General features: G+C 53.8%; 15 protein-coding genes and 1 pseudogene. 11 read left to right on the plus strand and 5 right to left on the minus strand.

The genetic code is table 11. The annotated features are described in order from the left end of the window. The 3 genes and pseudogenes from SV253_06230 to rnz all read left to right on the plus strand — a co-directional run bounded on the left by SV253_06230 (position 1) and on the right by rnz (position 1,966). Positions 1 to 601 (plus strand): annotated as a pseudogene (locus SV253_06230) (transposase). 148 nt (positions 602 to 749) lie between these two features. After that, complete coding sequence (locus SV253_06235; protein ID MDY6775660.1) at positions 750 to 1,007, plus strand: DUF5800 family protein; 258 nt, start codon at positions 750 to 752, stop codon at positions 1,005 to 1,007. 17 nt (positions 1,008 to 1,024) lie between these two features. Beyond that, positions 1,025 to 1,966: a ribonuclease Z gene (rnz, locus tag SV253_06240; protein ID MDY6775661.1), complete on the plus strand. Its 942-nt coding sequence runs from the start codon at positions 1,025 to 1,027 to the stop codon at positions 1,964 to 1,966. Here rnz and SV253_06245 read toward each other — a convergent pair. The 5 genes from SV253_06245 to SV253_06265 form a co-directional block, all read right to left on the minus strand. Beyond that, positions 1,963 to 2,283, minus strand: a complete 321-nt coding sequence (locus SV253_06245) for an ASCH domain-containing protein (GenBank protein ID MDY6775662.1) — start codon at positions 2,281 to 2,283, stop codon at positions 1,963 to 1,965. The two genes, rnz and SV253_06245, sit on opposite strands and share 4 nt — an antisense overlap. A 23-nt stretch (positions 2,284 to 2,306) precedes the next feature. Then, positions 2,307 to 3,275, minus strand: a complete 969-nt coding sequence (locus SV253_06250) for a succinylglutamate desuccinylase/aspartoacylase family protein (GenBank protein ID MDY6775663.1) — start codon at positions 3,273 to 3,275, stop codon at positions 2,307 to 2,309. Positions 3,276 to 3,330: 55 nt separating this feature from the next. After that, the gene (locus tag SV253_06255) at positions 3,331 to 3,993 is read right to left on the minus strand and encodes a cytochrome c biogenesis CcdA family protein (protein ID MDY6775664.1); all 663 of its coding nucleotides are present in this window, start codon (positions 3,991 to 3,993) and stop codon (positions 3,331 to 3,333) included. 45 nt (positions 3,994 to 4,038) lie between these two features. Next, positions 4,039 to 4,308, minus strand: coding sequence for a hypothetical protein (locus tag SV253_06260; GenBank protein MDY6775665.1), 270 nt, complete (start codon positions 4,306 to 4,308; stop codon positions 4,039 to 4,041). A gap of 76 nt (positions 4,309 to 4,384) precedes the next feature. Next, a complete protein-coding gene (locus SV253_06265; GenBank protein MDY6775666.1) occupies positions 4,385 to 4,711 on the minus strand; it encodes a hypothetical protein in 327 nt (108 codons plus the stop codon). Positions 4,712 to 4,940: 229 nt separating this feature from the next. Between SV253_06265 and SV253_06270 the strand changes: the two genes are divergently transcribed. The 8 genes from SV253_06270 to SV253_06305 form a co-directional block, all read left to right on the plus strand. Beyond that, on the plus strand, positions 4,941 to 5,165 hold the full coding sequence (locus SV253_06270) for a sulfurtransferase TusA family protein (protein MDY6775667.1): 225 nt from the start codon (positions 4,941 to 4,943) through the stop codon (positions 5,163 to 5,165). A 2-nt stretch (positions 5,166 to 5,167) separates the two neighbouring features. Further along, positions 5,168 to 6,436, plus strand: coding sequence for a YeeE/YedE thiosulfate transporter family protein (locus SV253_06275; protein ID MDY6775668.1), 1,269 nt, complete (start codon positions 5,168 to 5,170; stop codon positions 6,434 to 6,436). A gap of 15 nt (positions 6,437 to 6,451) precedes the next feature. Next, positions 6,452 to 7,006, plus strand: coding sequence for a TlpA disulfide reductase family protein (locus SV253_06280; protein MDY6775669.1), 555 nt, complete (start codon positions 6,452 to 6,454; stop codon positions 7,004 to 7,006). 48 nt (positions 7,007 to 7,054) lie between these two features. Beyond that, complete coding sequence (locus SV253_06285) at positions 7,055 to 7,369, plus strand: hypothetical protein (protein MDY6775670.1); 315 nt, start codon at positions 7,055 to 7,057, stop codon at positions 7,367 to 7,369. Positions 7,370 to 7,451: 82 nt separating this feature from the next. Beyond that, positions 7,452 to 7,892 (plus strand): hypothetical protein, encoded by a 441-nt coding sequence (locus tag SV253_06290; GenBank protein MDY6775671.1) that lies wholly within the window; start codon positions 7,452 to 7,454, stop codon positions 7,890 to 7,892. Between the two features lie 47 nt (positions 7,893 to 7,939). After that, positions 7,940 to 8,944, plus strand: a complete 1,005-nt coding sequence (locus SV253_06295; GenBank protein MDY6775672.1) for a hypothetical protein — start codon at positions 7,940 to 7,942, stop codon at positions 8,942 to 8,944. A 166-nt stretch (positions 8,945 to 9,110) separates the two neighbouring features. Next, complete coding sequence (locus tag SV253_06300) at positions 9,111 to 10,451, plus strand: transposase (protein MDY6775673.1); 1,341 nt, start codon at positions 9,111 to 9,113, stop codon at positions 10,449 to 10,451. Positions 10,452 to 10,489: 38 nt separating this feature from the next. Beyond that, positions 10,490 to 11,033, plus strand: a 544-nt coding sequence (locus tag SV253_06305; protein MDY6775674.1) for a PQQ-binding-like beta-propeller repeat protein, incomplete at its 3' end; no start/stop codon positions are given.

An 11,033-nucleotide genomic window follows, 5' to 3' on the forward strand; every position in this document is an offset into this window, starting at 1 on the left:
GCGAGTACGAACGTCGCCGCGCCCGTCTCCAACAGCAAGGCACACGAAGCGCACACCTCACTATCCAGTCCATCGGTGACACCTTCTCCAACTGGTCAGAGGACTTCTTGCACCAAGCATCGAAGGAACTGGTCAAAGAGGCTGTTTCTCAGAACTGTACGATCATTGTGTTCGAGGACTTAGAGAACATCCGTGACCGTATCTCGAACGTCTCGAAGCGGAGCTTCGATGGCACGTGAATCAGAGATTCACGAACGCTTCGAAGTTCCAGCAGTGGGCGTTTAACGAACTGAAACGCCAAGTCACCTACAAGGCCAAACAACAAGGAATTTCTGTTGAAACAGTCCATCCTGCGTACACCAGTCAACGGTGTAGTCACGCCGACTGTGGCTTCACGCATGAGGACAACCGCGACGGCGACGTGTTCGTGTGCCAGAAGTGCGACAAAGAGCTACACAGCGACTACAACGCGGCACGCAATATCGCACACAGGTACGTCCAGAATCGGCTCAAGTCTGGTTCTGGACGGGCGACTCATCACCTCGCCCTCAAGTCGGGGACGTTGAACGGGAATGGCGAGTACTCGCCTTCCACGGTCTAGTGGATAGACCGGGAGTTGTGAAATCTCTGATTTCACAATCCACAAGATCGAAGATCTTGTGAAGTTCACCGACAAACCTCGGCGTTCACGCCGAGGTAGGTGATTCCAATCCGTGAGCCTTATTCGGTGACCCGACCTACGGCTACGTATGTCTGACTCCGGATCTGAGGACTCTGAAGGTGGCAGTGATAAGTCTGAGGTCGTACACTCGGGAACAGTACTGAGGTTCGACACGGACGGCGTCGATGTCGAGTACGACGGACACGAGTTTCGCATGCGGAAGGAGGTCATCGAGGGAGCCTCGGGCAAGGATTACCTCGAAACCACCGACCTCGAAGTCGTCGGAATGATCGACACCGACATAAAGTCGACAGAGCCCGCGACTAAGATCAAGGATCTCGTATAAGTATAAGACAAGATAAGATGTTACGCGTGACATTTCTGGGAACCGGAGGCTCCATCCCGACTACCGAGAGGAACCCGAGCGGTGTGATGGTCGAGATGGAGGGAGATCTTCTTCTCTTCGACTGCGGCGAGGGGATACAGAGACAGATGATGAAACACGGAACCGGATTCGGGGTCGACGCTGTCTTCTTGAGCCATATACACGGCGACCACATACTCGGTCTGCCGGGTCTCTTCCAGACCTGGACCTTTCAGGGACGTGAAAAGCCCGTAGACATCTACTGCCCGAACGGAATGAAGAACGTCGTAGAGGACTGTGCACGTCTCGGGGGACACAGTCCTGCGTACGACATCAGGATACACGAGGTCGGAAACGGCTACAGCATAGAGATGGGGGGATACTCTGTCGAGGTATTCCGTACGAAACACTGGAACGTAAACAGCGTCGGCTACTCGATAGAGGAGGACGACAGAAAGGGCAGATTCGACAGGCAGAAAGCCGAGGAGCTCGGAGTACCTCCTGGTCCCCTCTTCTCAAAGCTCCACGAGGGCGAGCGGGTCGAGCTCGAAGACGGTACTACTGTGAGTCCCGACCAGGTCGTCGGAGAGCCACGTCCGGGACGTAAGGTCGTCTACACGGGCGACACGAGAACCACAGACGAGATACTCGAAGCCTCACGCGACGCCTCACTACTGATACACGACGGCATGTTCGGAGACGAGATGTCGGATCGCGCCTACGAGACGGGACACTCGACCGTGAGAGAGGCAGCCAAGACGGCGAGGGATGCCGATGTCGAGATGCTCGCACTCACACATGTGAGTTCACGTTACTCCGACGGCGTCGAGCCCCTCGTGAGACAGGCGCGTGAAATCTTCTCGCATACGGAGATAGCTTACGACGGGATGCAGATGGTAGTCGAGTACCCCGAGAAGGACAGGGAGACGCGAGTAGTCTAGACGCGCTCGAACCTGTGTAAGACGGCGGTACTGTCGTCGTCCCACTCTATACCGTGTGCCCTCTCGACACGTCTCTTGTAGTCCTCTAAGCTGTCCGATCCCTCGGCACGTGCGTCCTCGTCTGTCATATCGCCGAGTCTCTCCTCGTAGACCTCGACGACCTCGAAGGTCGTGCCGTCTATCACGAATCTGTCGCCCTCGTCGGCGTGTCTCTCGCCTCTGTGTATCTGTGTCACGTCGCCTTCGAGAGCCGACTGTCTGAGACGTTCCGCGGGCAGGAGGTCTTCGGCTTCAGTGTCTGTCTCTTTCTCGGACATATATCCAAGACGTTCTCGACCCACTACGGGGTTTCGATCTCGTCTATCCCCGTAGCGACGCTCATGACGTACTCGCCCGTCGCCACCATCGGAAGACGTCTCATACGCCAGACTACACCTCTGTTGTCTGCTGTCACGGTCTGTCTGACGTCTCCGAATACGTCTGTGACCTGGAAGAGGGTCTGTCCCCTCTCGACTTCGTCGTAGAGATCGACTTCGAGGTCGACCATTCCACCGCGTCTCGTGTAGAATGTGTCGAACCCCGTCGCACGTGTCTGTTTCCTCGGAAGAGCCGGCTCGCCCGAGATGAATCCATACCCTTTGAGGACGTTGAAGACCCCTCTCACGCCCTTCTCGACCGACGCCCCGTCGACACCTACGCTACCTCCGAGTTCGGGATCTACGGTCGGAATACCCTCGTCGGGTGCGACGCGTGCGAGCTGTCCTTCCGCGCCTTTCTCGTCGAGTATGTACTCGGTTCCGAAGGTCTGTGCGAGCTCCATGCAGTCGGAGTGGAGGTAGTGGTCTTCCCCACATCTCACTCTTACCTCGTCGATCATACGGCTCGTCGATCCCTGATGGAGGTCGAGCGCGAGGTCGGATCTCTTGACTCCCTCCTCGTAGACGAGGTTGACGAGACGCTGGCTGCTGGAGTCCTTCGATCCCGGAAATGCTCTGTTGAGCTTGATGTCGTCGAGCGGGTTTCTGTGGACAGCCCTCTGGAAGCCGTGGAAGTTGAGGACGCCGACTATCAGAATATTACCCGAGACTTCGTCGGGTTCTATCCTTCTGTAGACCTCACGCACCACGGAGACCCCGTTTAGCTCGTCTCCGTCGCTCCCCGCCTGTATGTATAACGTCTTGCCTCTCCCTGAGCCGTTGACTACGGCGACAGGAACCCCGAAGTCAGAGCCGTCACGTAGCTCTCCGGCTTGGAGCCTGCCCGTGTCCTTCTCGCCACTACGTGCTTTCGCCGTCCCAAACTCAAGCATCAGACGAAGTTGACGTGGTTCCGGTATGAATTCCTCGGTTTAGAACAGAACAGGGTCACACCACGAAGTTAGTAATGTAGTAGCCTATCTGGTAGGCTCCTACGACCGCCATCACGACCCCGGCTGTCTTCTCTATCAGACCTATGTTCGACTTTATCCTGTCGACGAATATCTCCTTTCCTCCGGCTATAGCGAGTGATATCACGACCATCATCGCACCCATCGAGGCGGCGTAGACACCGAAGACGGTCAGTGTCGAGATGAGACTTCCCTGGGAAGCCGCGTAGGTTATCAGGCTCACGAAGACGGGTATTACACACGCCGACGCTGCGACTGCGTAGAGGACACCAAAGACGAAGAATCCCGTCAAGCCGCCTCTCTCAGGAACATAGACCTCGCTCGAAAACGAGGGTGACCTTCCCGTGAGTATCACAACCCCGAAGACTACGAGGAGTATCCCGACGATTAGCTCCAGTTTCGGAATATGTGGTGTCACGGCGTTTCCGACGGCATAGACGAGTCCGCCGAGGGCTAGGAAGACACCCAGATACCCGACGGCTGTCGCTCCTCCGGCTACAAAGCCGCGGGAGTAGCCTATTCCCTCGTCCTCCTCCTGGAGGTAGTACGAGGCATAGACTGCGAGCATAGGGAAGCCACACGGTGAGAAGAAGGTGGCTGTCCCCGCAGTAGCCGCGAACACGAGAAGTTCTAGTTCCATGTGAGATACAGTCTCTTAGACGGGATAAGAGTTAGTATTTGTCTCTTAGCCTGTGGGTGACGCGCCACCGCTTCCGCCCGACGCCGACGAGACTACCGATCCGGCTGGTACGTCAGTGTCGGCTCCTATTCCCGACTCCGAACCTGACGCCGACGAACTGCCGCTCTCGTTAGCGGGTATGGTCCTCTTCTCTCCCTCCGAGAAACCCGCGTTTACGACGTTCTTGTCGGTACCTGCCCATATCTGTGTACCTATCCCCCCAATTATGAGAGCTACAATAACTAAGGCTCCTATCTTCTGCTTTGCTCTTTCCATTGTTTTCCCCCTACGACCTCGTATACCAAGAGTACATAAGTAGGTTTTTCAAGATCGTTTCGGGGTTATGTACAATTCATCTTATTCTCGGTACCCTCAGACTGAACGAGAGGTCTGGCTTCCAGGTTATCAGACCTAAGACCGTGAAGCCCACAAACTCCGAGGTCACGAGAACTATGTGTGGCTTCCACGTCACTATCTGCTGTGTGACGTAGTAGTAGACTGCGAGGCTGTTTTCAAGTACGAATAGGAGAGAGAAGATCAAGAGTCCGAGGCTGAATGTCGACTTCATCTTCCTGTAGTTCCTTCCGAAGACAGTCGCTAGTCCTGTGAGAAGTGCTATGTTGAGAACCGAGATTATCATACAGACACGTATACCGAATATCGGAGGAACTAATGACACTTACTACCACCTTCAATGAGTTGTTCTCGAATATCCTCCATGCCACATACTATCTTCCGCGAGTATTAAACCTGATGTATATATTCATCACATTTCGATTCTAATATATGTACAATACCACTCAATCTCTTACTTCTGGGTAAATTGTGTCTTATCCCTATGTAGTTGTGTCCGAACTCCAAATACGTTTATTAGGAGACCCTCGTCTACGTAAACCCGGGGGATTCGAATGAGCAAAAGTAAAAGAGTTGATGCAAGGGGGGAAGAGTACCCTATCCCTCTCTGGTTAGCAGAGGAGGGACTCGAAGAAGCCAGCAGTGGTGAGACAGTCGAGTTCGTGACGGATATGCCGAGCATAGGAGAAGTGAATATACCTGTGCTCTGTAAGCAGGAAGGATACGACTACGAGGTCGAGAAGAAAGGAGCCGACTACTTCTTCGAGATACACACATAACAATGATAGGAGCATTATCAGTACTCTTAGCCGAGTACAGCTACATGGAGCCGACGAGTCCTAACATAGTAGTATACGGAGTTGTGGGTGTAGCAGGACTCATATTTGGTATAGCACTCCAGAGGGGACAGTTCGACCCTGTTCAGATGTTTGGAGACCTCGTCTACCAGCGCAATGGCTGGCTAGCGAGGGGATTCATGTACTTCTTCGGGGTCGGCATACTCTCGGTCGGAATAATCACGTACTTCACGGGCAACATGCCGCCCACGAAGCCGTCCGGACCCTTAGCCTTCATAGGCTCGTTCATACTCGGTTTCGGATCGGCACTAGGAGGAGCGTCGGCGGTTAGTCTAGTCCACAAGATAGGTGAGGGACGTGTCTCAGCCGTTTTACAGACCTTCGCGATATTCGTCGCGTGGGTCATAATGGTGCCATTCATAGCCAAGCCCGCTGTTCAGTTTAACAAGTCTTACGGAGGATTCGGCTGGCCCTGGTCGACGCCTCTCCTGACTCTCAAAGGACCCGGTGAGCCTATACTAGGAGTCAAGCTCGGCGTTCTCGTCTACGGCATCATTGCCTCAGTCCTCTTCGCGGCTATATCGTACTACCTCGCGAAGAACTACTCGCCCGAGGGAGGTATGCCCCAGATGAACGAGGTTAAGAAGAAGGTCGCTGACGGAGGAAGAGTTGTCAAGAGTGACGCCGCGAGCCTTTCGTCGGCTTTCAAGAAGGCATTCGCTACTCCCGAGAGACTCTGGGATCCGAGAGTTGCGGGAGTGGTTGCAATCTTCGGCAACACGATATTCTTCGTGTCGTACCAGATATGGGGTGCCGACGCACTCCCCGGTATGTTCCGTGGAGCCGGACCTCTCGGATTCATAGCGAGCTACTTCGTCTGGCCTGTCTTCGGCTTTACAGTACCTCAGTGGTTCCCTGGAGAGTGGTGGTGGGCTGGAACGAAGGCACTCCCCGGACTAGCTATAGGTACGTGGGCGTATATACTCGCCATACTCGGCGCGTTCCTCGCCGCTGTGTGGTACCAGGACTTCAAGATACGTACGCCTCCGAAGGGTAAGAAGCTCAACCGTTACGCTCTCTCGATACTCGGAGGATTCGGCATAGCTCTCGGAGTCCGTCTCGCACTCGCGTGTGACTGTGCGGGATTCCTCACCGCGATCTCGACACAGGCGAACCTCGTCGGCATCGTCTACGCTATAGGAATGTTCCCCGGAATGTACGCCGGCTTCAAGGTCAAGAGAATGCTGATGTGAAAAGGTACAGAATAGATGTCAGACAAGAGTATCGTAACGGCGGTCGTGGGGACTGTCTTAGTCCTCGTAGTCGCTCTCGCGGGTCTGAGCGTGACGGGCGCGTTTAATAGCAACGTGAAGACAGCCGCCGAGGCAAAGCCGGCTCCGGGTTTCACGCTTGAGTCGGTCGAGGGCGAGACGGTCTCGCTCTCCGACTACGAGGGCGATGTCGTCGTGATCGATCTGATGACTACGACATGTCTGACATGTGCCGAGATGACACCCACGTGGAAGGAAATGATGGAGAGATACCCCGGCGATGACGTCCATTTCGTCGCCATATCACCCGAGAGCAAGAAGACACTCAGAAACTGGAAGCAGAAACACGACATAGAGATGACCTACCTCTCGGATACGAGCTCGGAGGTCTTTCTGCGCAAGTACCAGACGCATTCGCCTCCGGGGATAGTCATAGTCGACGGAGAGGGCAGGATAAGGTACAAGAAGTACGGAAGCTTCGTCTCGGCTAACGAGATGAGTTCCCAGATAGACAGGATACTCGAAGAACAAGACGGACAGTCTGGGCAGTAGGACAAGAACAAGACGTATATCCGTAGAGTAGATACTCTTTTTCACGTTATGTTAGAGACGGCATATGAGCCCCTGATCCATATGCAGCCGCCCCGGATAGAGGGCACTCCGCTTGACTCTGCGATACACACAGTTACTCTCATACTCTCGGCAGGTATCTTTGTAGTATCCGCACTCGCATACTACAAGAGACGCAACAGACGTTTTCTCTTCATATTCGCGGGCTTCGGTCTGTTTTTCATGAAAGAAGTATCCTTCATGTTCGGAGTCATCATAAATTTCCCTTATAAAACCACGGTCGGAGTCACACATATACTCAATCTATTCGTCCTAGTCCTCTTCTTCTTTGGTCTCCTTAGATGAGGACTTAATTTATGTACCATTATTACAATTTGAATAAGTCATGGAAATTCTTAAATATAGATAGAGGCAACCAAAAGTAGGTATGGTGGACAGACGCCATCTTATTATAGGAGCAGTAGTAGGTCTAGTGATGCTCGCCGGCTGTACAGGCGGCGGTGGTGGGGGTAGCGGGGGAGCAGAAGCATCGGGAGGGGGCGGCTCGGGCGAGGTAGCCACGAGCAATGAGCTTATATCGATAGGCTCGAACCCTGTGACCGTCGGAGCAGGACGTTCGACGTCAGTTGAGGTCACTGCAAAAGAAAGCGCGCCGGGAGACGTCACCATAGAGACAGCGAGCGTCCCGTCGGGGATGTCTGCGAGTCTCGGAAGCAACACGGTTTCGCCGGGTAGCTCGACACAGCTCAAGATAACTGAGAAGTCGGGACAAGCAATGCAGCAGTACAAGATGGATCTGAAGGCGTCGTCGGGCGACACCTCGTCGACTCTTCAGGTCACCGTAGAGACTGCGCCCCCGACGTGCTGATCTGAGAGCCAGATATAAGATACTCTCACGTCTCTTTTTATATACTGATGAAAACTAAGAAACTCTTAGTCGCCGTAGCCGTCTTAGCCGTGGCTCTTGCGGGCTGTATGGGTAACACACAGCCGAGCGGAGACAGAACGTCGTCCTCCGAACTACAGTCTAACGCGACGGTCGACGACGCTCTGAGACTCCTCAACGAGTCTGTCTCTAATGTCGAAGACGCGCCCGTTCTCTTTGTATTCGGGAAGGATGTCTCAGTCGATGAGCTTGAAGAAGACATGATCCAGGCGCGTGATAAGGCACAGAGAGCGCGTGAGATAGCCGAGACACTCGAAGATGGGGGGAAGATAGAGACTGAAAAGGCAAGCCGTCTGAAGGCGACTGCAGATGTCATCATCGGTGTCGCAGAGGGTGACATAGCCCACGCCAGAGCACACAAGTATCTTGAAAACGCGAGGAGTCACTTGAGACAGGCGTCGACGAACAACATCAAGCCACTCAACAGAGCTCTCGAAGACGTCGAGACAGCGAGACAGAAGCTCAACAAGTCGCAGTCCATCTACGCCGAGACGAATGCGAGTCTGGCACAGTTGGACGATCCCACGGTAAATATAACCCCCGTGCGTAACCACCTCATCTACCAACACGAGGAACATATGCCGTTCATGAGACCTCTTGGGAACGGTTGGGTGTCGTACGTCGAGGGTCTCAGATCCCTTTACACGGGTCTCGGGACAGTATCCGTCTACCTCGAAGACGGAAGACTTCCGGAGGAGAGATGGAGAGACGCGTCCGAGAGTTTTGAGGCAGCTAAAGAGAATTTCAACCAGTCTCTGAGAAGTTTCGACGAGTACATGGAGATCAAGCCCGCCAGGGGAAAAGGATCGATACAGAGGGGCCAGGCGGAGGCGTTTATATCGAGTCTCAGAACCTTACGCCAGACCGCAACAGAGTTCCGACGTGCCGCCGACGCGGGTGCTGAGGGCAACACTAACCTCGCCGACAAGAGGATACAGGAAGCGCGACGCCTCTTAGGCGAGGTCTCAGGCTGAGAGATTTTTTGTCGGACAGAATAGATTTTTATCTAAATTTGAGGGCAAGACCCCTTCCTTAAGGAGCGAACGAAACACCGTGGAGTGAGCGAGTAGGGAGGGGATACGCCCGACAAACCCAAAGCCCACAAGATATAAATACTATTCTAACAAATAATGTAATAGAATGGTTCAGACGCTCCAGCAAAACCTTCGTGGGCTATCCGCCGACGAGTACGAGGTACTACGGAGCATGAGCCATCTCTCGAAAAACCTCTACAATAAAACGCTCTACGAAGTCCGACAGTACTACTTCGACAACGGCGAGTACCTCAACTACTACGATGCCTACGACCAGTTGAAGACCAACTGGAACTACGAGGTGCTCCCAAGTCAAGTCGCTCAACAGACGATGAAACAAGTCGATAGAGGGTTCAAGTCCTTCTTCAAGCTCGTAGAGAAGCAACGAGAAAACAAGTACGACGCCGACGTAAGTCCTCCATCGTACCTGCCGAAAGATGGATTCTACACGCTGGAGTTCCCGTCGCAATCGTTCCAAGTCAAAGACGACCATATTCGCCTCGGTATCCCGTACTCGTACCGCGACGAGTTCGATTGTGACCTGACAGAAATCAAAATTCCGTTCACGTACGAAGACGTGCAAGAAGCGAACGTCAAACGTGTACAAATCCTACCACGAGCTGATGCACAGTACTTCGAGTACCGTGTCTTGTACGAGCAAGACGTAGAGGAAATCGAGACGGTCGAAGGGTCGTGGCTCGGTATCGACCTTGGAGTGGACAATCTGGCGACGTGTGTTGACCATCGAGGTCGTTCATTCATCGTGGATGGACGACACCTCAAATCTCAAAATCGATGGTTCAACAAGCGCATCGCCCACTACCAGTCCATCAAGGACAAGCAAGGTATCGACGGCACGACCCAACGCATTGAAAAACTGCACCAGCAGCGCCGGTACGCCATCAACGACTACCTCAACAAAGCCGTTCGACTCATCACTGATTACTGCATCGAACACCATATCGACACAGTGTACGTTGGTGATGGGAAGGGCTGGAAGCAAAATGTGAATCTCGGCGATAAGACGAATCAGAACTTCGTCCAGATTCCATTCGATAAGCTCAAGCAGAAACTCAAGCACAAGCTCGAAGCTCGTGGTATTACGTTCGAGTTAGTGCCTGAATCCCACACGTCAAAATGCTCGTTCTACGACGAGGAACCTGTTGAACATCACGAGGAGTACGTTGGTGAGCGAGTTACGCGAGGCTTGTTCGAGGCGTCGGATGGTACTCGATACAATGCTGATGTAAACGGTGCAGTGAACATGGCTCGAAAAGCCACAGGTAAGCCCAATTCAGAACTTTTCAGTTCTGAGGAGGGTGTAGAGCGGGCTGTGGACGCCCCACAGCGAATAAGCCTCTCCGACTTGGAACAGAGTTGGACTCTGAAGGAAACTTCGCTGGAAGCCCCGCCCTTAACGAGCGAGCCCACCAGGGCAAGCGAGTAGGGCGGGGTGGTTCACGTCTTCTATTCTGTCTTAGTTGTATGTCGGACAGAACTCAGCGAACGCGCAGATGGTTTCTGAAAGCCACTTCTGTCGGAATAGCGGGTATAGCGGGATGCATGGGTGGCGGTGGGGATGGAGATGGGACGAACGACTCACAGCCTCAGAACCAGACTGACACGAACCAGAACGAGACACAGCCTGTCGAGAATGTGACTGACACGGATCAGAATGAAACAGAGACACAGACACAGGAGGCGGAGAACGAGTCTGAGACCGACGACGCGGCTCAGGAGGCTCCCGCCGTCGAGGACAGATGGCTGTCGTTCCAGAAGAACTCTTCTAACTCGGGATACAACCCCGCGACACAGATACCTCCTAAGTTCCCCGAGAGAGACTGGTCGTTCTCGATAGGTAGTGAGGTCACCGGCACTCCCGTAGTCGACGACTCGGTACTCTACATAGGAGGCACAGACGGAACGGTCTATGCCTACAACGCCACGATAGGAAACCAGAGATGGAGCGTCAGCCTCGGCGACGAGATAAGAGCCTCTCCCGCAGTCAGCCAAGACGGCTCGACGGTCT

Origin of the sequence: Candidatus Afararchaeum irisae (assembly GCA_034190545.1) — an archaeon.
Classification (GTDB): domain Archaea; phylum Halobacteriota; class Halobacteria; order Halobacteriales; family Afararchaeaceae; genus Afararchaeum; species Afararchaeum irisae.

What these genes read in the sequence shown, in the direction of transcription:
- rnz (MDY6775661.1), top strand. Translation starts at nt 1,025, where the DNA reads ATGTTACGCGTGACATTTCTGGGAACCGGAGGCTCCATCCCGACTACC.
- SV253_06280 (MDY6775669.1), top strand. Translation starts at nt 6,452, where the DNA reads ATGTCAGACAAGAGTATCGTAACGGCGGTCGTGGGGACTGTCTTAGTC.
- SV253_06295 (MDY6775672.1), top strand. Translation starts at nt 7,940, where the DNA reads ATGAAAACTAAGAAACTCTTAGTCGCCGTAGCCGTCTTAGCCGTGGCT.
- SV253_06255 (MDY6775664.1), bottom strand. Translation starts at nt 3,993, where the DNA reads ATGGAACTAGAACTTCTCGTGTTCGCGGCTACTGCGGGGACAGCCACC.
- SV253_06300 (MDY6775673.1), top strand. Translation starts at nt 9,111, where the DNA reads ATGGTTCAGACGCTCCAGCAAAACCTTCGTGGGCTATCCGCCGACGAG.
- SV253_06270 (MDY6775667.1), top strand. Translation starts at nt 4,941, where the DNA reads ATGAGCAAAAGTAAAAGAGTTGATGCAAGGGGGGAAGAGTACCCTATC.
- SV253_06245 (MDY6775662.1), bottom strand. Translation starts at nt 2,283, where the DNA reads ATGTCCGAGAAAGAGACAGACACTGAAGCCGAAGACCTCCTGCCCGCG.
- SV253_06235 (MDY6775660.1), top strand. Translation starts at nt 750, where the DNA reads ATGTCTGACTCCGGATCTGAGGACTCTGAAGGTGGCAGTGATAAGTCT.
- SV253_06260 (MDY6775665.1), bottom strand. Translation starts at nt 4,308, where the DNA reads ATGGAAAGAGCAAAGCAGAAGATAGGAGCCTTAGTTATTGTAGCTCTC.
- SV253_06250 (MDY6775663.1), bottom strand. Translation starts at nt 3,275, where the DNA reads ATGCTTGAGTTTGGGACGGCGAAAGCACGTAGTGGCGAGAAGGACACG.
- SV253_06275 (MDY6775668.1), top strand. Translation starts at nt 5,168, where the DNA reads ATGATAGGAGCATTATCAGTACTCTTAGCCGAGTACAGCTACATGGAG.
- SV253_06290 (MDY6775671.1), top strand. Translation starts at nt 7,452, where the DNA reads ATGGTGGACAGACGCCATCTTATTATAGGAGCAGTAGTAGGTCTAGTG.
- SV253_06285 (MDY6775670.1), top strand. Translation starts at nt 7,055, where the DNA reads ATGTTAGAGACGGCATATGAGCCCCTGATCCATATGCAGCCGCCCCGG.